Annotated in this window: 17 protein-coding genes; 10 read left to right on the top strand and 7 right to left on the bottom strand. The window is 42.6% G+C overall.

Annotation, left to right across the window (positions count from 1 at the left end; translation table 11 throughout):
- Positions 1-59 precede the first annotated feature (59 nt).
- The 9 genes from zigA to IE103_RS12115 all read left to right on the top strand — a co-directional run bounded on the left by zigA (position 60) and on the right by IE103_RS12115 (position 8,812).
- Entirely contained in the window at positions 60-1,304 is a 1,245-nt protein-coding gene (zigA, locus tag IE103_RS12150; RefSeq protein WP_189346402.1) for a zinc metallochaperone GTPase ZigA, read from the top strand.
- Positions 1,291-1,695 carry a phosphoribosyl-AMP cyclohydrolase gene (locus tag IE103_RS12145; RefSeq protein ID WP_189346401.1) on the top strand — a complete coding sequence of 135 codons (405 nt, stop codon included), beginning with the start codon at positions 1,291-1,293 and terminating at the stop codon, positions 1,693-1,695. Before zigA ends, IE103_RS12145 begins: the two co-directional genes overlap by 14 nt.
- 65 nt (positions 1,696-1,760) lie before the next feature.
- Positions 1,761-2,363 carry a ZrgA family zinc uptake protein gene (locus IE103_RS12140; RefSeq protein WP_189346400.1) on the top strand — a complete coding sequence of 201 codons (603 nt, stop codon included), beginning with the start codon at positions 1,761-1,763 and terminating at the stop codon, positions 2,361-2,363.
- Positions 2,364-2,378: 15 nt separating this feature from the next.
- The gene (locus IE103_RS12135; protein ID WP_229827263.1) at positions 2,379-3,218 is read left to right on the top strand and encodes an ABC transporter ATP-binding protein; all 840 of its coding nucleotides are present in this window, start codon (positions 2,379-2,381) and stop codon (positions 3,216-3,218) included.
- The gene (locus IE103_RS12130; protein WP_189346399.1) at positions 3,215-4,513 is read left to right on the top strand and encodes an ABC transporter permease; all 1,299 of its coding nucleotides are present in this window, start codon (positions 3,215-3,217) and stop codon (positions 4,511-4,513) included. Before IE103_RS12135 ends, IE103_RS12130 begins: the two co-directional genes overlap by 4 nt.
- A gap of 30 nt (positions 4,514-4,543) precedes the next feature.
- The gene (locus tag IE103_RS12125; protein ID WP_189346398.1) at positions 4,544-5,248 is read left to right on the top strand and encodes a DUF3299 domain-containing protein; all 705 of its coding nucleotides are present in this window, start codon (positions 4,544-4,546) and stop codon (positions 5,246-5,248) included.
- Positions 5,249-5,305: 57 nt separating this feature from the next.
- The gene (locus IE103_RS18440) at positions 5,306-6,682 is read left to right on the top strand and encodes a TonB-dependent siderophore receptor (protein WP_229827262.1); all 1,377 of its coding nucleotides are present in this window, start codon (positions 5,306-5,308) and stop codon (positions 6,680-6,682) included.
- Positions 6,589-7,479, top strand: a complete 891-nt coding sequence (locus IE103_RS18435) for a TonB-dependent siderophore receptor (RefSeq protein WP_308426996.1) — start codon at positions 6,589-6,591, stop codon at positions 7,477-7,479. Before IE103_RS18440 ends, IE103_RS18435 begins: the two co-directional genes overlap by 94 nt.
- Before the next feature lie 175 nt (positions 7,480-7,654).
- Entirely contained in the window at positions 7,655-8,812 is a 1,158-nt protein-coding gene (locus IE103_RS12115; protein WP_189346397.1) for an acetyltransferase domain-containing protein, read from the top strand.
- 132 nt (positions 8,813-8,944) lie between these two features.
- On the opposite strand, the gene IE103_RS12110 is transcribed toward IE103_RS12115, so the two are convergent.
- The 3 genes from IE103_RS12110 to IE103_RS12100 form a co-directional block, all read right to left on the bottom strand.
- Positions 8,945-9,520 carry a DUF1236 domain-containing protein gene (locus tag IE103_RS12110; protein WP_229827261.1) on the bottom strand — a complete coding sequence of 192 codons (576 nt, stop codon included), beginning with the start codon at positions 9,518-9,520 and terminating at the stop codon, positions 8,945-8,947.
- 72 nt (positions 9,521-9,592) lie between these two features.
- Positions 9,593-12,286, bottom strand: coding sequence for an EstP (locus IE103_RS12105; RefSeq protein ID WP_189346396.1), 2,694 nt, complete (start codon positions 12,284-12,286; stop codon positions 9,593-9,595).
- Positions 12,287-12,288: 2 nt separating this feature from the next.
- Complete coding sequence (locus IE103_RS12100) at positions 12,289-14,430, bottom strand: AAA family ATPase (protein ID WP_189346395.1); 2,142 nt, start codon at positions 14,428-14,430, stop codon at positions 12,289-12,291.
- A 585-nt stretch (positions 14,431-15,015) separates the two neighbouring features.
- Here IE103_RS12100 and IE103_RS12095 point away from each other — a divergent pair.
- Positions 15,016-16,077, top strand: coding sequence for a hypothetical protein (locus IE103_RS12095; RefSeq protein WP_189346394.1), 1,062 nt, complete (start codon positions 15,016-15,018; stop codon positions 16,075-16,077).
- A gap of 34 nt (positions 16,078-16,111) precedes the next feature.
- On the opposite strand, the gene IE103_RS12090 is transcribed toward IE103_RS12095, so the two are convergent.
- From IE103_RS12090 to IE103_RS12075, 4 genes are all read right to left on the bottom strand, one after another.
- Positions 16,112-16,687 (bottom strand): DUF4184 family protein, encoded by a 576-nt coding sequence (locus tag IE103_RS12090; RefSeq protein ID WP_189346393.1) that lies wholly within the window; start codon positions 16,685-16,687, stop codon positions 16,112-16,114.
- 106 nt (positions 16,688-16,793) lie between these two features.
- Complete coding sequence (locus IE103_RS12085) at positions 16,794-19,460, bottom strand: M1 family metallopeptidase (RefSeq protein ID WP_189346392.1); 2,667 nt, start codon at positions 19,458-19,460, stop codon at positions 16,794-16,796.
- Positions 19,461-19,559: 99 nt separating this feature from the next.
- Complete coding sequence (locus IE103_RS12080) at positions 19,560-20,948, bottom strand: cytochrome c (RefSeq protein ID WP_189346391.1); 1,389 nt, start codon at positions 20,946-20,948, stop codon at positions 19,560-19,562.
- Complete coding sequence (locus tag IE103_RS12075; RefSeq protein ID WP_308426991.1) at positions 20,945-21,799, bottom strand: c-type cytochrome; 855 nt, start codon at positions 21,797-21,799, stop codon at positions 20,945-20,947. The genes IE103_RS12080 and IE103_RS12075 overlap by 4 nt, the downstream gene beginning before the upstream one ends.
- Positions 21,800-21,945: the final 146 nt, after the last annotated feature.

Below are 21,945 nucleotides of genomic sequence, written 5' to 3'. Positions count from 1 at the left end.
TTTTCAGGAATAACACTGCTACACATCAACTTCGTTTTATCTCAAAATTGAGGCTACACATGACATCTACCCTACTTCCTGTTACGGTTTTATCCGGCTTCCTAGGGGCTGGCAAAACAACTTTGCTGAATCACATTTTGAACAATCGTGAAGGCCGCCGCGTAGCTGTGATTGTCAACGACATGTCAGAAGTGAATATCGACGCGGACTTGGTACGTGAAGGTGGCGCTCAGTTATCGCGTGCAGAAGAAAAACTCGTTGAAATGAGCAATGGCTGCATCTGCTGCACTTTGCGAGAAGACCTTTTAATCGAGATTCATCGCTTAGCGCAGGAAGATCGTTTTGATTACCTTTTGATCGAATCAACAGGTATCTCAGAACCGATGCCGGTGGCAGAAACCTTTACTTTCCGCGATGAAAAAGGACGTAGTCTTTCCGACATCGCCCGTCTCGACACAATGGTGACGGTTGTCGATGCGTTTAACTTTTTACGCGATTACAAATCGACTGATTCGCTGCAAGAACGCGGTGAATCAATGGGTGAAGAAGATGAACGCAATGTCGTTGATCTGTTAATTGAACAAATCGAATTTTGTGATGTGATCGTGCTCAATAAAGCCGACCTCGTTAGCCAAACCGAATTCGAAGAACTACATGCCATTCTGCATAGTTTGAATCCACGTGCAGATATCGTTCCCGCAAGTTTCTCAAGAGTTGATTTAGATCGCGTCTTAAACACCAAACGATTTAATTTTGAACAAGCATCCGCCGCTCCTGGTTGGCTAAAAGAAATGCGTGGTGAGCATGTACCAGAGACAGAAGAATACGGTATTCGCAGTTTTGCCTATCGTGCACGGCGTCCATTTCATCCACAACGATTTTGGCAAAAAATTCACCAAGGCATGCCCGGGGTCATTCGTTCTAAAGGTTATTTTTGGCTCGCGACACGGATGGAATTGGCAGGAGAATGGTCGCAGGCTGGCAGCATTTGTCGTCATCATGCGGCGGGCTTATGGTGGTCAGCAGTTGAGCGTTCCGAATGGCCACAAGATCAAGAATATCTTGATCGCATTCTAAATAAGTCGATTGCGCCATATGGCGATCGACGCCAAGAATTGGTCTTTATCGGTATCCAAATAGATCAAGAAGCGCTGTCCTCAGAATTAGACCAATGCTTACTCACCGATGCAGAAATGCAAATGGGTGAAGCTATGTGGAAAAATTTTAAGGATCCATTTCCCGCGTGGATCGATGATGACGATGAAGCAGAAATCGAATCAGAAGTCGAGGATGAACATGCTTGAACTGGCCGAGCCTAGCGCCAACGCTACAAGTGCCTTGGGTCAATCACTCTCACCAATTTTTGATGAGAAAGGATTGATTCCATGTGTCACACAAGAACTAATTAGCAAACGGGTCCTGCAATTTGAGTGGATGGATAGACGCGCATATGAACGCACGATTCAAACTGGATTGGCTCACTATTTTATCAACCATCGTCGCGGTATTTGGCGTCGCTATCCGAGACCGCTAGGTCGATATCCAGTCAAAGAAATTCTCTTGAACGAAGATCAAAACTGTTTATTGCTCATCGTCGATACATCGCACGAAATTTCACACAGCACATCGCAAAACAACGGCAACTCCACCATCGTCAGTTCCAGTTTTCATCGTGAATTTGATTGGCAGGATTAGGACAACAAGCAATCGCTTAAACACATAGTTAGATCGTAATACTGATTTAAGAAACAAGAGACACAATGATTGATTTTAACTTTATCTCTCGCAAATATAGAAGTGTGGTGATTGGCTTATTCTTTGCCTTCCATTGTCTTGCACCAGTACCTGTCATTGCACAGCAGAAAACGCCATTACATGCGCATGTCCATGGGCAAGCGCAATTACAGTTGGCGATCGATCAAACGCAAGTGAGCATGAGTTTTTCTAGTCCCCTCGACAATTTTCTTGGCTTTGAGCGCGCGCCGAAAGACGATGCAGAGCAAGAAAAAGTTAAACAACTTTTGCATCAATTAAACAATCCATTAGCGTGGTTTAAATTAAGCGACACTGCGGAATGCCAAATCAAGCAATTAGAAATTGATGCGCCTGCACTCACCGGAAAACAGAAGAGTGATGAGCAAAAAAAACATGGCGACTTGCGCTTTGAAGTAGATTTGCATTGCAAAAATCCACAACAGCTTCGCAGCGTAACGGCATTGGTACTGCACCAATACAAAGGCATTAAGCGATTGAAGTTGGAAGTTGTTGCAGCAATAGCGCAAGCAACGACACAAGCAACTGCACAAACAAGTGTTCAACACGCCAAAACACTACACCACGATGACGCAAGTTTTGTTTGGTAAGTTTTGGTGCTATTGATGAAATCTCCAACTAGCATACAAATGCAGAACCCAAACATGGCTGAATCAAGCCTAGTGCAAGATGCGGGCGCAGATCTCGTGCCAAGCTGCCCACATCATCTAAGCGAGAAGACTGAGCCTTTACTGCAAATAAGTGATATGCAGTTCAAATGGAAGTCAACAGATTCGCAAACAGAGGCGGCGCAGGTACAGATCTCTACATTCACACTCTCACGAGATGAACGCGTTTTTATTCACGGCCCGAGTGGATGTGGCAAGAGCACTTTGCTGAGTTTATGCGCTGGTATTCTGGAACCAAATAGTGGCAGTATTCATCTCTTAGGCCAAAACATTAATACCTTGAAAAAGGCACAGCGTGATCAATTCCGCGTTGATCATTTGGGCATCATCTTTCAGCAATTTAATCTTATTCCTTATCTTGACTTGATCAGCAATGTCATGCTGCCGTGTCAGTTCTCTCCCCGACGATTACAGGCGGCATGTGCGACCACAGGTAGCAACCAAATAAGCGCTGCGATTGCGACTGAAGCAGCTAAGCATTTGTTGGAACAATTAGGCATTGCACCATCGCATTGGAATAAGCCCGCAGGCAATTTAAGTATCGGTCAGCAACAACGTGTTGCCGCTGCACGTGCCTTAATTGGCAACCCACAATTGATCATCGCAGACGAACCGACTTCCGCTCTGGATGAAGCACATCAGCGGGATTTTATGGAATGTTTAATCACGCAATGCCACTCCTCGTCAGCTGGCTTGATATTTGTTAGCCATGATCTGCGTCTCACCAGTTTCTTTGATCGTCAAGTGAATTTCCTCGAATGGCAAACCAAAGTATGAAATCCCCTCTTGGATACAGCTGGCGCATTCTAGTAAAGATAGCCTTGCAGAGTGCATTGAACCGTCGTTACACATTGAGTCTAGTCGTGTTTGTTATTGCAATCTCTTGCACCCTATTACTGACTGTCGAGCGGGTTCGACAAGATGCACGCACTAGCTTCTCACAATCAATTGCTGGTACAGATTTAATCATCGGTGCTAGAACCAGCCCAATTCAATTGATGCTGTACTCGGTGTTTCGCATTGGCGATGCAAGTAACAACATACGTTGGGAAAGTTATCAATCGATTGCGCGCCATCCTGCAATTGCATGGACAGTGCCAATTTCTTTAGGAGATTCACATCGCGGATTTCCTGTCCTTGGCACTAGCGCAGCGTACTTTGAGCATCTACGTTATGGTCAACAACAAAAGCTGCGCTTGCGTGCAGGTAGCTTCTTTCAAGACGGTGCGGATCATGTTTTTGGCGCAGTTATCGGTGCAGAGATTGCGAACCAACTCAACTATCAAATCAATGATGAGATCACTTTAAGTCATGGTATGGATGCGCAACAAGCACTGGAACATGCCGACAAAGCTTTTCGAGTGATCGGCATCTTAGAGCGAACCGGTACCCCGGTTGATCGCACCGTACACGTCAACCTACAAGCCATTGAAGCACTGCATCTAGATTGGCAAGCAGGTGCGCCCATTCCACAATTTTCGATTGCGGCCGAGCATGTGCGTAAGTTCGATCTAGAACCGCAACAAATCACGGCGGCACTGATTGGCTTAAAAAAACGTAGTGCTGTTTTTCGCGTTCAACGCTCGGTCAATAATTTTGGCGAAGAAGCCTTACTAGCGGTGATTCCAGGTGTTGCGCTTGATGAGCTATGGCAAATGTTAAGTCAAGTAGAGCAGCTTCTTCTTGGTATTGCAGCACTCGTCGGCTTAATCAGCTTTTGCAGTTTGATCGCAGTGATCTCTGCCAGCTTAAACGAACGTCGACGAGAATTAGCGATATTGCGCGCCGTCGGCGCAAGTCCCGTCCATATTGCCACCTTATTGTTAGTAGAAAGCGCAATGCTAAGTCTATTAGGAATTGCCTTTGGCGTGCTCTTGGTGGATTTGTTAAGCCTACTCGGTAGTGCGCATTTACAAAACCATTTCGGTATCTCGCTACGACTTAGTTTGATTCGTAGTAGTGAAATAGGCTCACTCGCCCTACTCCTCGGTGCTGGTTTACTCGCGGGAATGATTCCAGCTTGGCGCGCCTATCGATATACGCTCAATGATGGTCTGTCGAATAGGCTATAGCAAATTCACACCAACTTTCACTAGAAAAAAATGAAAATATCTTTAAAGCTCATAGGCTTCACCGCCATCGCTACCCTTGCTGTCATCGCTTGCAATCTCGCGCTTTCTGAACTAAGCATGGCGCAGAACAAAGAGATCGACAGCTTAAAAAAAACCAGCACGCCAAAACCAGGTGCGAATAATGACAGTAACAAAGCTTACCAAGTTGGTGATCGACTCAAACCGAATAATCAAGCCAAGCTGGCGACACAGGAGACAACAAGCAAGATCAATAGTTTTAAGACCATCTCCTGGGAAGAACTCATTCCCACTGATTGGGACCCTAGTGCTGATTTTAAAAACATGGATCTTGGCAATTTTAACGATGCAGATCCACGTGCAATTTCTGCGCTTCAAAAGCTCAGAAAAGCGTGGGACAACGCCCCAACCAATCCTTTGCTCAATCAACAGCAAATACGAATTCCGGGCTTCGTTGTTCCACTCGATATTGAGAACGGTAAGGTCGGTGCTTTTCTGCTAGTCCCCTATTTCGGTGGATGTCTACATACACCCCCGCCCCCAGCTAACCAAATTATCGAAGTTCAATTAGCACAGGCGCAAACGATCAAGACCATGGATGCCGTATGGGTTTCTGGTCAGCTTGAAAGTGTTCGCAGCCAAACCGAACTTGGCACCGCGGGCTATCGGCTCAATGCGGTCAAAGTCACACCTTATAAAGAAACAAATCGACGCTAAGTCTTAAACCTTTTTTACCGCTATTACTCGCAACTTTTAATTCCTACATTACCCAATATGAAATCATCTACCAATACCGCTTTCGCTTTATTACTCGCTAGTCTCTATCCACAGCTATCTAGCGCGCAGATGACATCCGATAGTCCGGCAAAGCTTCCAAGCGACGAAGCAATAAGCACAACAGCGCATAAGGCGTCGTCCGAAAAAATTAACGAGATTGAGCCGCAGCAAGTTCACATTCAAGGCCACAAACAATATCGACAATTATCTGTTGCAGGTGCCACCAAGACGGATAGTTTATTGATCGCACTACCGATTAGTGTCCGCGTACTCAGTGCCGAACTATTACACGATACCGGTGCGACCACGCTACGCGATGCATTAGATTTGAGTAGTGGTATACAACGTCAAAGCAATCTTGGTGGTTTATGGGATAGCTATGCAATGCGCGGTTTTACTGGCGATCCCAATTTCGGCTCTGACTATATGGTTAATGGTGTCAACTCTAGTCGTGGCTATAACGGCGTGCGTGACAATGCCAATACCTACGCCATTGAAGTGTTAAAAGGTCCTGCCTCTGCTTTATATGGACGTGGAGAACCTGGTGGCACGATTAATATTTTGACGAAGAAACCACGTTTCGATAATGCGTTTCAAATGGACTTTCAGCTAGGTAGTTTTCAAGAAAAACGTCTCGCAGTCGATTTAACTGGCCCTCTCAATCAACAATTCGCGTATCGACTCAATCTCGCGCGCGAATCGAGTAATAGCAGCCACGATTATCACAACAGTGACAAATTCTTTGTCGCGCCGTCTATGCTTTGGCGTATCAATGATCACACCACGCTGTCTTATGAAATCGAAGCAAATGAACAAAAATCGCCATTTGATCGCGGTGTAGTTGCGATCAGAGGTCAACTTGGAGCCTTACCTGATTCACGTTTTTTTGGTGAGCCAGGCGATGGTCGCATGCAAGTCAAATCGCTGGGACATCAAGTATTTTTTCAACACGATTTGAATTCACATTGGGTATTGCAGTCTGGCTTATCTTATCGCGACAGCGAAATTCAAGGTTACTCGACAGAAGCTAGTACCCTGCTCGCGGATAATGAGACTTTGCGTCGTCAACGACGTTATCGCGATTTTTCTGCTTCCGATCGTAGCGCTAGAATTGAGTTGGCTGGCAAACATACTTTCGCAGGCATTCAACACCAAAGCCTTTTTGGTATCGAGCACGTGCAATTTGCCGACGAGCGTGTACAACTGCGACGCAATCCTTCCAATAGCAATCCGTATAGCATTAATATTTTCGACCTGTATATGGAAAACAAGCAGATCCACTGGCGCTTTCTATCAACACCAAAGAAAATCAAGAAGCCAATGCGCTCTACTTTCAAGATCAAATTGATTGGAATGCGCAATGGAAAACATTGATAGGTATGCGCATAGATCGCTACCAACAAAGCGTAGAAAATCGTCGCTCCGCAGTCGTAAATCAACAATCCTTGCAATCGCATAGTCCGCGTATTGGCGTGGTCTACCAATCAGCTCCGCATCTTGCATTCTATTTATCTGCATCTAAAGGATTCCGCCCCAACAGTGGTGTCAGCATTGACAACACTGCCTTCCAAGCTGAACAGAGCCATTCCTACGAGTTAGGTATGAAGTGGGAAAACGCGCAAAAAAATCTCTCTAGTACGATTGCAGTTTTTAATATCGACAAAAAGAATGTTCTAACGACCAATCCCGTTAACACCGACTTTTCGGTCACTGCTGGAGAACTCAATAGCAAAGGATTGGAATTTGACCTCGAAGGCGAACTCAATAAAAACCTCAAACTAGCCGCTGCTTATGCTTATACCGACGCCAAGGTCAGTCGCGGAGACAACTTGATTTTGACAGGCAGCCGTTTTCCTAATGTGCCACGTCACAGTGGCAATCTGGTACTCAAGCAGAACTGTCAGCTAGCAGGTAATGCCAGTGGATTGGGAATCGGCATGCAGTACATCGGAGAACGATACGGCGACGTTGCTATCAGTAGTCAATTTATGCTGCCAGCTTATACGACCGTCAAGCTATTGGCCGACTACCGCATCAATCGTCAGATGCAATTAAATCTTCAAGTGAATAATCTATTCAACCGCCAATATTATGCCAGTGCTTATAGCCAATTATGGGTGCAACCTGGCAGTGAACGACAAGTGCGTGTGAACTTGCGTGTATCGCTCTAATTTACTGGCATCGATCAATAAATGAGTAATGCAATTCGGCCGGGACTTATTTCGTCCGAATTGTGATTTTAGGATTCACTATTTTAGGAAGGATTTGAGCTGAATTTGAAGTTAGCTTCAAAGTTAGATTTACGGTTGAATCACACTCAATCTTCATCCCAATCAAAAAAATACTATGACTACCGACAACAACTTACGCAATAGAATTAGCGCAATCGATAGCCTACGCGGAATGATCATGTTGCTGATGCTCGTTGATCATGTACGAGAAACGATCTATTTACACAAACAAGTCGCCGACCCAATGCTGGTTGAGCAAACCGATCCTGCGCTTTTCTTTACCCGTTTTAGTGCACATTTTTGCGCGCCGATTTTTGTTTTTCTAGCTGGACTATCTGCGTGGCTATACGCCCATCCAGCACATTTAAATGGTGGGCAGCGTGATGCCACTGGCTTCTTAGTAAAGCGTGGTGCGTTTCTCATCTTATTAGAATTCACCATCATCAACTTTGCCTGGTCGGGTCACTTCCCGCCAAACATCTGGTATCTGCAAGTGATTTGGGTGATAGGCTTAGCGATGATCAGCTTAGGTTTGCTACACAAATTGCCACTGCCCGTACTATTTAGCATTGGCTTATTGATCGTCGCTGGACACAATAGCACTAGCGATATCAAACTAAGTCCAGAGCATCCTGCTTACACCATTTGGACAGTGATGTTTCAACGTGGCTTTTTACTTGAGCCATTTAATATGATTAAAATTAGTTACCCGCTACTACCTTGGATAGGCATCATACTAATTGGCTATTGTTGTGGGCCGCTATATCAGCAGAAGATCCAAAGCAAACAACGGCAAACCTATCTGTTGACGATTGGATGTGGCGCACTTGCGATCTTATTGCTACTACGTAGCTTCAATATCTATGGAGAAAATCAAGCTTGGCAACAGCATCAAGATATAGTCATGACTGTGATGTCATATTTAAATTTCCAAAAATACCCACCGTCTTTGCTATTTAGCTTACTCACGATTGGCTCTGGCTTGATTTGCCTTGCTTGGTTAGAACGGCGTCAATCTCGCTTTACAGAATTTTGGGCAGATATTGGCGCTGCACCGATGTTCTACTACATCGTGCATTTGTACTTGCTATTGATTTTGCAAACAATCTTAGTAAAAGTATTCGGTGCCAATCATGGTGCGCGATTTGGTGTAGAACATGTCTGGCAAGTCTGGTTTTATGCAGCTTTGCTAGTGCCTGTGCTGTACTACCCTTGCCGACAATTTGCGCGATATAAACGTCAAAGCAAACAAGCTTGGATACGTTATTTGTGAAATAGCAAAGATGAAACGACGCATCGCAATTGACGATGCGTCGATACTACTGGCTGCGCTGCGATGAACAGTATGCAGCGTTCATTCAGCAGACTCCTTGCAGAATCAACTCATAGTCAGCTCAGAGTCAACTCAGCGACGATTCAAATCATCAATAGCATCGATCACCATGCTGGTACCAATCGCAATCAACAGAATGTCATTTGCTACGCGTACATATTTATGACCAGAGGGTGGTGCGCCGATGACAGAAATAACGCGTTGAGGTACATCTTCATAAATCACGTCTCTAGGCAAAGCGGCACCACGTTTCCATTTTTTAGCTTGGCCAGGTGGCAAACATCCATTCTGTTTTTTGGCCAAGCCTGGTGGACAGCCTTTAATGCGAAATTCATTGGTGTAGTAATCGACCACGAGTGTTCGTTGTTGCGACGTAAAATAATGACTCGCTACTTGGCGCTCACCTCTATCACTTTGACGTCGATCATCGTCACGGTCTTCTTGTCTATCATGTTTATCATGTTTATCATGTTTATCATGTTTATCATGTTTATCATGTTTATCATGACCCTTACCATGCTTTTGGTCCGACTTACCTTGATCGAGACTCAGCCAACTTGGTTGTTTGGCGATCGTCGGTGCAGAAATCAGCATGGCGCCAAGTGCAATACACAAGGCTTTACGTACGTTCATTGAAGATTTCATCATTTGTCTCCTAATACTAAAAAATTCATCATAAACTGAGTATAGGCTACTTCCAGTTTTCGGCTATAACCACAATTAAACTAAGCTCTCACAGGCAGGACATTTGATGTTCAAAGGTTCCATTGGCATTTGCGAATGGTAAGTCCAATAATCACCATTTTTTATTAACCGTGTATTACATATATAACAGTGATTGTATGTTGTAAAGTGTTTGCACTCATTGCATACGTACCACTTAGATCTTTCATTAAAGTTAGATTTTGGAAGTTTCGTTACATCATGAGAACCACAGGCCAAACAAAAATTAATTGATCTAACATCGTCATCCTCATTATTTTCAAGCTCGTTGTTCTCAATGCCATATTGCAAGAACATACCAATTAAACGCTGAAACTCATCCAAATAATTAGCTCTATTAATAGGATTGGCACAAATAGCACCATACTGATGGTAATGAGTTTGACGAAGCTGCTTATCCCAACTAAACATTTCTAGTTCGCCCAAATAGCTATCTTTACCCCAACTTTGCGGAGACACTTTTTCAGAAATTGCATTTACAGCTGGGTGCAAAACAAACACTGCATTTTTACCCCCTTCACTGTAATCCTTTTCATGATAAAGCTGATGTATCACACTTGCGATACCCCCAATATTCTGCAATAAATCTAAAGAATAAAACTTAGCATCCATTACAAAGCGCTTAGTTTGCTTCCTCGATTCATCGTTTCCCCCGTTACTAACAGAATCAACCCCGAAAGAGTCATCGTTAAATTTACTAATCTGTTTTGGTGAATCAAGCATTTTTTGCTCGAACTTAACATCCATTACAAAATCTGGAGTTCTTCCATTAGAAATCTTAGGCTCGTACCATAATTGAATACTTCGTTTTACATAGTCATTAGTAAAATGAAGACACTGATTACGTGTTCCGTTAGAGACAATAGCTAGTAATTTCCGCTTCCAGTCTTGATCTGGAAAATAGCGAAATTGTTGAATTAATACTTTAATGATTTGAAGCAAGCACCATCGCTCATATAAAAGCGGCATATTAATTAAGCCGATTTCATCAATTCTCTCTAGTGACAGTAGTAAGTCTTCATCACTCAAATTTGTAATCTCGCGTAAATTCTTATAACCAGCATGAACCGCCTGATAATTTGGATTCTGCACAAATGTCATAGAATTAGGAAACGTAGCAGAAGGTCTTACACCTAAAGCCTTCAAATCCATCAAAATCGTTTTAAATTTTGCTAATTTGGGCTCCAACAAATCAAATGCCAATTTAGTCGTTCTGCACTGCTCTTCAACGTGTTTTAGTCGAGTTTGTATCGATGACTTTTCTTTAGTTTGTTCACTCAACTCTTGCAAAGACAATTTTTTGATCCAACCTTCTGAATTGTGCTTCATTGCCTTTTCTTTCTCTTCAGAAAATTTTCTTTGTCTATTCTTTAAAGAAATTCCACCCGTAATTTTTAAGCGATTGAGATTAACTATCACATAGTTATACTGAGAAATTGAAAAGTCATATGGCGGAGGATCAGTAGAAATGACTTCTTCTTTCGTTATATTAATTTCCGCATCAAGTTCGTATTCAATATTTTTCTCAAATAACGATTTAAATCTATCGTCTTTAAAACTCAAAAAAATTTTTCTCTCGTATGGTTTTGATTCAACCCAATCAATATCATCGTCACTTTTTATACTCACAGAGTATGCAAATTGTTCATGTGAACTTTTATTACCAACTCTTAAGTACCACGTTTTCAGTTTTTCGCTCGGCAAGCTAAGTTGTCCCAGTTTTCGTTCAATCGCCTGATTCAAATCGTCTAATTTATAGAGAGATCTGAGCCTCTCTAAATCCCTCCTAACCAAATCTTTATCGATTAGTTTCACATCACTAAACGACTCATAACGTACTTGAAGTTTTTCAATTGCAGCATCAAAACGATTCACTCTACTTCTGAAAATGTTAACGAGCTGTTTTAAAATTTTATAAATACGTTCTAACGCAAAAAGTATGTATCTATTTTCAGGGACGTTATAACTTGGCTTAGTTGCACGGCTTGTTAAGAAACGGCTTTCCCCTTTTGTTGTTAGCTCCATAAAGGTACGTGTAACTGGCTTCACCATTTTCCACGGTTTCAGCGTTTGGATTTCACGTAATTCTGACTTAGGATTTTCAAGTATTTTTTGTGCATGCGTAAGAAGTTTCGCAATAAGATGAATTCCTGCCTCGCTCACGCCACCATCTTGCATCTTTTTTACTTTACCGGTGACATAGCTGTTCTCATCTAGAATCAATTCCCACAAGTCACTTTTAAAGTCAAACAAATATCTCTCTAGCTGATCTACCGTAAAATCTACTGAGCCGATATTGACCTGACAAATCTGATGCTGAAGTACGACCATCATCTTTCCGGCTGTACGGATGGTCTTGCTACCCCACATTTTTGTCTCTGGTATCCAAGTATCTGCCTCAATCCACCATTCTTTACCGCTCTCATTATCAATAATCAGCTTCAGCGGAATGCGCGTCCCATCAACAGCCTCTAGATAAGGTGAAGATACATTTTTGAACAAAAACCGGAATCCCATTCGGCCATTTTTAATGCCATCTACTTTCGGATAAATGACAGTATTGCACTTGAAGTACTGCGATTCAGCGTCAAACTCAGTCTTTAAAGGAATAAAAGATTCTTTGACAGATAGCACTGTGTCCTTGTCATACCATTTAACATCAAGGTATTTGACCTCAAACTTTGCTTCCATGTTTAAGCCCAATAATTCACAACACCATCATTGGCTTTTGCATTGTCAATCATGCTCTGCAACCCAGCAATACATGAAAACTCTTCGGAAAAAGATTCATAATTTGGTATTACAACTTTGAGTTGTTCAACTAAAGCATTTTCCATCAGATTGAGCTTCGTAGCATTTCCAGATTGTTTATTTCCGTCAAAGGTGAATTTAGGTAATACTTTGTGAACGATAAAGTTATTGATGGCCTGATCTCTATCTGCATTAAGCTCTAAAAATAATGTTAGATAATTCAAACCTTGCCGAATAGTTCTCATCCCGAACTCAATCCCAAGTGGATGAAAAAAATCTCTATTCAAATCAGTGAACAGCTTACAAAAAGCATCTTCACGGTCAAATTTTGGGTAAGGAGTTCTCCGCCCCAGTGCCTCAATTTCAAAATGGAGTGGCTTACTAACATCATCAAAGCCATAACTCGCGATCTCAGAAAGAATCACTTCCCAATCACTCAACAAAGGGCTCTTGAACTTCATGATGTGAGCGCGATCAAGAATTTTGGGAGACAAATAGTGCGTCGTTTCATCGATGTTGATAGCACCAATAATACGGACATTGGATGGAATTTTAATAGTAGAAGGCGTATTCATTATCCCTGAAAGCATTCTCCTAATATCGCCATGATACTTAATCAATGAGTCTTTATCACTAAATCCAAAGGCGCGCTTCATTTCAGCACTCACCTCTTCGTCCTGCATCAACTTCACGAAATCAACTATACCGTCTTTCGAGAATTTAGACTGTGCACTTGCAATAATACTGACCACTGCCTTAAGTTCTGAAAGTACGTGCGCAGATTCGTCATCAGAATAAAGTTGAATTTCAGGTACGACGTCACGTGACTCTAACTTCGACAGAAAATCTGCAAAATAATATTCAACCCTAGCCAAGTTCATCTCATCCAAGCAAATAAAATAAGGAATCTCGGGGTATTGTTGAGCTTCGACTAGCGCCTCTAAAAAGGGTGTCGCCAAATATTTCTTTTCTAACGGATTGTAATAGCCTAATAAATCTTCAGCGCTTGTCCAGTTTGGTTTTACTGGAATGATTTTTGATACGCCCCCCACCGCTCTCGCGAAAGACTGCACTAAGTTTGTTTTTCCTGAACCAGAATCACCTGCCAGGATAATCAAATCATTGGCTCGTATTAAAGTCAGGTAATTTTCAATAATATGTCTTGGATAAAGAATGTCTTGTTCTTTAAGATAAGCCTGAATGTAGGAGACTGCCTGCTTATAATCTCCATCAAACACAGTTGCAAAATCTAGCATCGCTGGACGTTCGTTTGACGGACTAGCATTGATAATGAAACGATCAAAATCCTCGCTATCGATAAATTCAAAATCTTTTAAGAACAAAGCTTTTTCAGAAATATAGGATTTTAATCTTTCAATCTTTTGGCTCATTTCTTGCTCTATGTTTTGGTATTGTTGAAGAAGAACAGCTATCTTATCCTTTTGTGTGCTGATAGTTGACTGCAACTGTTCACGATTAATCTCTAGTTCATTCTTGCGCTTGGCTAAATTATTTACGCTATCACTGGTCTCTTTTCGCTTGCTTTCAATTTGATTCAATTCTAATTCTTTACCAGCAAGCACTTCTGTAATTTTTTTATTCGCAGCGTCAAAATGCAAGTTATAAATCGTTTCAGTGAGGTAGCTTGAGACTTCATCATCAAGAATTTGTGCCTTATTAAATCGAGGCAAAGTCACCAATCGCTCTGACGAATTACGCTTAACGGAAAGTAGAAAAGGATTCTCGTGTTTTTTCCGGACTTCTGGCTTCGCGAATTCAAGTTGACACTTTATCCAAACTTTCTCTTGGCCTTTCAGTAGCTTTTTTGCGTCAAATGGAGGAAGAAAAACGCCATCATCAATATTTTTACTAACGTAGAGGGGATAACTAATCGCTAAATTGTTCTCCGCAGTTCTTACACTTTTTATTCCTGCCCATTTTTCGTCAGCGCTGATTTCAAGCTCGCCCCACACTTCAATTTTTCCATTAGTAATCCCCCAACATTCGCAGAGACGTTGATAAAGTTCGTCGTCTGATAAATCTTTTATTTCGTCTAGTGTATAGATAATATTTTTTGCACTCATCCAAAGTATCTCTCTGTACTTGGTCAAACAATCTTTTTAGGAGAGATTGTTCATTCTTATTTCTGAAAAAGGAGTATTGGAAAATAAAAAAATTTTGATTTCACATTTAACTTGACCACATCTTCATTTACTCAATCCGAGTCAAAATTTTAACTGACCAATAGCTCCAAAAACGAAGAATGTAGAAATTATATTTCGTCACAATATCTAACTGTATCTTTAACTAAATGGATTTTTACGCAGAATCAACAAGTACATGTTACTTAAATGGCGCGCATAAAAGCTTAAGAGCTTAATACATTGGCGACAAAATATAGTAGTCAATCGCCATTCAGGATTATTTGTTCAATGTGGGTTTGTCGAGTTCAGCACACGTCGCTCGAATTGTTGTAGTGACTTTCTTTACGCTACTAAAATAAACGACGGATGGAGTGAATGATCTCTATAATAATAAGCAATTACATTAAAAAATTACTAGCAGAATGAAGCTTGACAGTGATTTGTTCACATTCACGCCTAGAGCATTTAACGGGTGCTCGCGCCAAAACAAAATCTTCGTGCTCTAAGAAATTTAAGAAAGCAACAATGAACTTAAAAAATAAAATTAAAAGCTACTTTTATACAATCGAGATTAAAAATTCACGCGATCAACTACAAGAAGATTTTGGAGTACACCCTCCCGCACCGTTACTGAAAAGTGAAAATAATATTCAATTCGAGCTCATCAAGTATCAGGGTCTGATAGGGCGATCAATAATTTTCATCAAAGATTTTAAATCCGAGATTAATAAGAGCAGAATAGAATTGAATGAGCAACCAAATTTAAATGTGAACCAGCGTATTCACAATTTCTTTACGTTCACTCAAAAAAGTTCACAAAACAATCCTCTAAAAATGGTGCTATCGTTTTTAGGATTGCTAGTAGCACTACCGTTAGTGATTATTCTCGCTCCATTAATAATAATGTACGTTGTGTTCATACTCTTACGTCTTTATTTGAAAGTAATCAGATCTGACTCTCAAACCGGGGGATATTTCGATGCATCATCTAAAAACTGTAACCGCATTTTTATTAATGCAAAAAAGAAAAAGACAGCTGCTGATCTTCATGTACACATATCGCACGAACACATTCACCTTCTGCAGTTTAAATCTCAAAATTACAATGAACCAGGATTAAATAGAGCTTTGTTTCTGCCACCAGAATATCGTAACGATCAGCGCTTCTTATACCTTATGGATAGGAGAGAGATTGAGGCTCGACTTCATGAATCAGTATTATCATATTTCAAATATGCAAAAGAACTTCCTACAACTACCGTAGGATTCATTGAGTTACTGATTGGTGATGAAAAATTTGGCGAAAAAATCTATTTAATTGCCAGAGAAATTGGAATAGAAATCGATATTAATAAACTTATTCATTACCAGACAAGAGGTTCACAATCAACATCGACAGAGATAGCTCTTCTAATTTACGTAATGCACAGAAATAATGTCGAATTCGCTCAACAATTTTTGTTAGAGGTTTTACCGGTTATGTATGAGAATCTATTGAGTTACTATGGCGATCAGGAAACGAGTAAGGCGTTTCAAAGTGAAATTTTAAGGCCCAATGCTTATGATATTTATTTTGGAAAAGCCTAAAAATATTTCTAAAAATACTCATCCAATACGATTGTTACTTTTCTTTTGCTTGCCGCCGCCACGAAATTAAGGCCCAAATAAAAATACCGACGAAGCCACTTAAAGTGCAAATCTCATAAACCCCATCATGCGAAACAAGTCCAAAAATCGGATTTAACTCTGAAAATGGGGCAAGTGGCCGAATGTCAGTGTGCAAGATACTATCCAATACCACATGACTTAGTGTGCCAAACAATGCGGAAAATACGACATCACGATAACGCAATCGTTCAGGAAAAATAAGCCACGTAACTCGATAATGTCCTAACTCTCTGTTTGCTTTTCGAAATATAGCTGAGCATATTGTCGGAGAAATTAAGATTACGATAAACGCGATCATGATCGCGCCAACAAGCGTATGCGAGAACCCATGAAGCCTGTTGCTACCATTAAGCATTCCGATTCCTGGCTCAATATCCATTAGGATTTGGGCGACTCCAAATGTAATCAAACTCAGACTTGATTTACAAAACGGTTTACAGAGCAGCGCTGCGCCCATGTGAAAAGGTGTGAAAGGCAATTTAAATCCTGGTATGGAAATAAAAAATGAGATTCCGATTTTGCTCTGCAATATCTATTCTGGAGTCAACTCAATCTTTGAAAATTAAATTAACTATAACAAAAGCTTTCCATTAAAAATCTTACTCAAATTCATCATGAAGATTGGGCCAAATACTTCACTTGACCAAGCGATCCAACCACGCCTGAATCTCGGGTACACGTTCACGCTTTAGTTTGATCTTATACTCAATCGCTGCGATCACGGTTTGCAGTTCTCCGCGTGCACTCTGATCTAAGTTGGCGTCGGCGTATGCATTTAACTTACTAATCATTTGTGAATTGGATGAGCTACTTGCCAGTGATGGGAAGAAGCGGCTACGTGATGTAGCGTCAACCCGATCATTCACTTTCGCCATATTGGCAATCGCAAAATCAAATGCCATATCAGGATGATTTGCCGCGACTTGTCGAATCATCGCGGCACTTGTGGTCAATCCTGGTTCTTCGCTCAAGGCTAAATCTAATGCACGTTGCGCTAAGATTTTGTCCTCGCTTGCAGCAAGCAATTCATAGAGGTTTTGTTTTGCCAATGCCGATTTTTCTGCTTTGGCTTTTTCATGCAAGATCTGCCAGGTAGCACTGTCAGCGTGCTCTGCAACAATTGCCAAAATGAGTAAGCGTAAAGCGGCTGGTGCTGCACTAGCATCACTATCCATCACCGCAAAACGTCGGCGCGCTTCAGCCAATACGCTTGGCTCGCCCATACTTCCCAATACAGAAATCATCGCCGCACGTGTATTCGCAAGCTGTTCAGCTTCGTTTTCTTGCGCTTGCCAACCTAGCTGCTGCATCAGCGGCAATAAGCGTTGGAACGCCCATTGTTGGAAGATTTTTTGACGCGTTGGATCGTCCTGCAAATATGCATGAATCGTCGAAAAGACATTGGCAATTTGATTCCACACATGCGGACTCATATCTGCCGATAAGTTTTTCGCCAAATCTAAATAAGCATCAATCGATTGATGCCCAGTCAAACCCAGATTCCAGCTATCTGACAAAATTCCAAGCTGATCGATCGCACCAATATCACTAAAGTTTTTGCGCAACTCAGTAAAAACCTGCGGAGCATAAAGTGTACGGTAATATCCCATTTGACCTGCGTTGACCACGACGGGGCCGCAAGCGGGCAACTGCAAACTCGCTTTACCATTGACGACTAAGGTGCTACCGATCACCTTGGTTCCTGCCACTTGTGCCACTACCGGCACGCGCCAATGCAAAGGTTTCTTATTCGGTAAGTCCTTTGAAAACTCACCCTGACGCAAGCTAATAATCGATTTTCCGTTTTTGCAAACGACATCATCCACATAAATTAAAGGTACACCAGCTTGTTCAGTAAAGTCTTTGGCGATTGCCACGATAGGCTTGCGTGCCGCCTTTTCCACTTGTTTCCACAAGTCGCGCGATTGTGTGTTGCTGTACGCATGCGTGCGCATATATGAACGCACTGCTTGTCGCCATGCATCGGCACCAACATAGTTCTCTAACATGCGAATCACCGCCTCACCTTTTTGGTAAGTGATGCTATCAAACGCTTGGCTAGCTTGATCGACCGTTTCGATTTTTTGTACAACCGGATGGGTGCTCGCTAAAGCATCTAAGGCAATCGCCTGTTCACGAACCGAAATCGCATTAAATTCTGGCTGCCACTCAGGATGCAATCTCATCATGGTTCGGTTTTCCATCCACGATGCAAAGCCTTCGTTTAACCACAAATCATCCCACCATTGCATGGTCACCAAATTACCAAACCATTGATGTGCAGCTTCATGTGCCGCCGTCACAAATGCGAGTTGTTTATCTGCTTGCGTTGAAAAGCTTGGATCAAGCAAGATCGAGCTTTCAAAGGTAAAAATCGCGCCCCAGTTTTCCATCGCACTAAAGAACTGGCTTTGTCCTGGCGCGGCAATATTATCTAGTTTAGGCAGAGGATAACGGGTGCCGAAGTAATCATTAAATTCACGCAAAATCCCTTTCGACTCTTCCAACACATAGCGGGCTTGATCGAGACTACCGCGTTTTGCAATCACGCCGATCTCTGTGCCATCTGCCATCACAGTGGCGCGTTCAAAATCGCCCACGCTCAAAAATAGAAGATATGTCGACATCTTGGGCGACTTCGCAAACTTGACCACGCTAAATCCATCACCAAGATCTGTACGCGCTAAGACTGGCATATTGCTCACCGCCATGTGCGCCTGCGGTACGATCATCTCGACGTTGAAGGTGGCTTTGTGAACAGGCTCATCCCAAGAAGGAATCACACGTCGCGCATCCGAATTTTCGAACTGTGTATACAGCGCACGTTGCTTGCCTTGTGGACTATCGTAATCGAGTGAAAATAATCCCACCGCTTGCGTGCCGATCAATCCATCGTATTCAAGTTCTAATCTGTATTGGGCGGGCTTTAAGCGCTGCGAAAACGTGAACGTAGCGGTTTGTTGTTCTGCGTTGATCGTCACCTTTGCATCATCGCTAATGCTTTTACCGTTCGCGTCTAGTAAGCGAATTTTCTTAAAAGTGAGATCCGTCGCATTCAGTGTGATGCTGTGACTTGGGCTCAATAACGTTAAATGTATGCCGACTTTTGCTGAGAAGCGCGCCTGTGCTGCATCTGGCTTGATTGATACATCGTAATGAATCGGCCTTACATGGCGCGGTAGCTGGGTGTTTACTTTGCGATAATCGATCTTAGCAGATGCGATGTCAGGTGCCGCGATGACAGGTGTGAACATGCTGCCTAGCAAGGTACATACCGCCAACGATATCAAATGACGTTTCATTTTCCCTCATCTCTCATTTAATTTATTTTTTTATTTCACAGTTTAATTACATCAGCTAGGCAAGTTTGGATCGCGTTAACTACTCCAAACTTGCGATGTTTAATCTAGGCTCGCGGTACGATAAGGATTGACCTCAGCAGCCCCAACCGCACTCGCTTGATTGCCCCAAGCATTACGGATATAAGTGAGCACCAGCGCGACTTCGGTATCAGTTAAAAATGGGGCGAATGGTGGCATGCTGTATGGACGCGGATTGCCTTTGGTGACAGGAGAAAAGCCACCCGCTAAAATAATCCGAATTGGATTGCTCAGCGACTCCATTTGCAAAGAAGGATTGCCTTTAAGTGCTGGATAAATACCAGCTTGCCCTTCGCCATTTTTACCGTGGCAATCAATACATTGCGCACGATAAATCGCCTCACCGGCTTCCATCATTTGCAGCATTTGCTCCTTCGATACGCTTGGTCGCGCAATTGCTCTATCCAAAAAATCAGGCTCGGTTTTTTCTTGCGTTGGCAATGATCGCAAATAATTCGCCATCGCGGCCGCATCTTGATCCGTTAGATATTGCAGACTCGCTTTAACCACTTCTGCCATCGGGCCGTTCACAATTGATTGACGATTGACGCCATGTTGCAAAAGCTGACTTAAATCCGTCGCACTCCAAGTCGACAAATTGAGTTCATGCTTCGCCACCAAAGAAGGCGCATACCAACGAATCCCCGCCATCTCACCACCGGAGAAATCATCGCTGCCTTTATTCGCACCAAACTGATTGCGACTACTATGACAGGCGCTGCAATGCGCTAACCCTCTTACCAAATAAGCGCCACGATTCCATTCTTGGCTTTGCGCTGGCTGATAAGCTAACTCACCCGGCTTAAAATACAGCGCTCGCCACAATGCCAAGCCAACTCGCTGATTGTAGGGAAATGCTAAACGATGTTCGAGATTTTGTTGCACAACCGCAGGCTGGCTCTGCAAATAGGCAAATATCGCATCTGCATCTGCGCGGCTAATATGAGTGTAATTTACAAACGGAAATGCTGGATACAACAACTGCCCTTGCTTGCCACGTCCATTATGTAATGCATTCCAAAAATCCTCGGCAGTCCAATTACCAATACCGGTCTGCTTATCTGGTGTGATGTTAGGCGTAATGAATTGACCAAATTCCGATTCCATCACGCGACCACCAGCAAACGCTGCACCACCGCGCGTCGTGTGACAAGCCATGCAATCTGCAATTTTGCTTAGGTAAGCACCACGTTCCAAAATTGCGTTTGATGCATGGCGAGATGCTACTTGCTCGCCTACTTTAGAATGACTTGGCGTATCTTTACTCAAATCAGAATAAACATCACCAAGACGATAACCATACAAGGCAATCAAGATCAGTAGCAACAATAGCGATACGATCAAGATCGCACTGAACTTGAGCACCTTTTTAGCAAGGCTTGTTTTGTTCTTTTCGATAGCGTGACTCATGGCTTCATACTCCCACACGCAATTGGCAAGCTAAAATCTTTGCTTGCAGTAATCGCCTTGGTATCGACTGGCATCGTCTGCGCTGCGAGCCAAGCTGAGACAGCCGCAATGTCACTTGCATCTAATTGTTTAGCAACGGTTTGCATACAATCTGGTGCGGCGGCGTGACGACTACCAGTTTTCCAAGCACCTAACTGCGCTACCAAATAATCGCGCGGAAGACCAAGCAAACCAGGAATAAATGGCGCAACGCCCGTCATCTTGTCGCCGTGGCAGGAAACACAAGCTGGCAGCTTGCGCTCTGTATCACCAACCTTCACCAAGTAGCGACCACGCTCCATTTCGATAGGCGTAGCTTGACTCGTTTGTGGTGCGGCATACGGTGGATTTAAACTAGCAAAGTAATCGGCGATCTCTTGCAAATACACGTCATTCATGTGCGAGACCATATATGTCATCAACGGATAAACACGTTTGCCATCACGGAAATGACGCAGTTGATTCAACAAATAACCAGCTGGCTTGCCCGCAATACGCGGATAAAAACCATCACTTGTCGCCCGCCCTTCTTGACCATGGCACGCGACACAAGCTTTGACTCTTTGTTGCAAGCTATCCAAGCTAGCGATAATTTGCGCACTCGCTTGCGTGTTGCCCGAGGTACTTGTTTTTGTACTCACCTGCGCATAAGCTTGGTGGCTAAAACCCGCTAAAAAAATCAATCCAAAACTAATCGCGTGTCTCAGTTTTAAGGTGAATGTTGTGGCGACGACCTTAGCCTTAGTCATTCGCTTAGCTGCTGATTCTGCTGCAGAATCAACAACTGCAAACCGTTTTTGTTCCATCATCATCTTTCATACTCTTAAATCAAAAACGCTTGATATTTGCATGTCACCAACTACAAATTGGTGACACCATCTATCAAGCGTCTTTTAAAACATGCATCATTTTTTGATGCATATTAACGTCTATTAACTTCTATCAACATTTATTTAGC

Source organism: Affinundibacterium macrobrachii, from assembly GCF_014652415.1.
Taxonomy (GTDB): Bacteria; Pseudomonadota; Gammaproteobacteria; order Burkholderiales; family Burkholderiaceae_D; genus Undibacterium; species Undibacterium macrobrachii.
The sequence above is the reverse complement of the archived record's forward strand: the minus strand, read 5'-3'. Positions and strand labels throughout refer to the sequence as shown.

Coding starts and splice junctions, on each gene's coding strand:
- zigA (WP_189346402.1), top strand. CDS start 60: ATGACATCTACCCTACTTCCTGTTACGGTTTTATCCGGCTTCCTAGGG.
- IE103_RS12145 (WP_189346401.1), top strand. CDS start 1,291: ATGAACATGCTTGAACTGGCCGAGCCTAGCGCCAACGCTACAAGTGCC.
- IE103_RS12140 (WP_189346400.1), top strand. CDS start 1,761: ATGATTGATTTTAACTTTATCTCTCGCAAATATAGAAGTGTGGTGATT.
- IE103_RS12135 (WP_229827263.1), top strand. CDS start 2,379: ATGAAATCTCCAACTAGCATACAAATGCAGAACCCAAACATGGCTGAA.
- IE103_RS12130 (WP_189346399.1), top strand. CDS start 3,215: ATGAAATCCCCTCTTGGATACAGCTGGCGCATTCTAGTAAAGATAGCC.
- IE103_RS12125 (WP_189346398.1), top strand. CDS start 4,544: ATGAAAATATCTTTAAAGCTCATAGGCTTCACCGCCATCGCTACCCTT.
- IE103_RS18440 (WP_229827262.1), top strand. CDS start 5,306: ATGAAATCATCTACCAATACCGCTTTCGCTTTATTACTCGCTAGTCTC.
- IE103_RS12115 (WP_189346397.1), top strand. CDS start 7,655: ATGACTACCGACAACAACTTACGCAATAGAATTAGCGCAATCGATAGC.
- IE103_RS12110 (WP_229827261.1), bottom strand. CDS start 9,520: ATGATGAAATCTTCAATGAACGTACGTAAAGCCTTGTGTATTGCACTT.
- IE103_RS12105 (WP_189346396.1), bottom strand. CDS start 12,286: ATGGAAGCAAAGTTTGAGGTCAAATACCTTGATGTTAAATGGTATGAC.
- IE103_RS12100 (WP_189346395.1), bottom strand. CDS start 14,430: ATGAGTGCAAAAAATATTATCTATACACTAGACGAAATAAAAGATTTA.
- IE103_RS12095 (WP_189346394.1), top strand. CDS start 15,016: ATGAACTTAAAAAATAAAATTAAAAGCTACTTTTATACAATCGAGATT.
- IE103_RS12085 (WP_189346392.1), bottom strand. CDS start 19,460: ATGAAACGTCATTTGATATCGTTGGCGGTATGTACCTTGCTAGGCAGC.
- IE103_RS12080 (WP_189346391.1), bottom strand. CDS start 20,948: ATGAGTCACGCTATCGAAAAGAACAAAACAAGCCTTGCTAAAAAGGTG.
- IE103_RS12075 (WP_308426991.1), bottom strand. CDS start 21,799: ATGATGATGGAACAAAAACGGTTTGCAGTTGTTGATTCTGCAGCAGAA.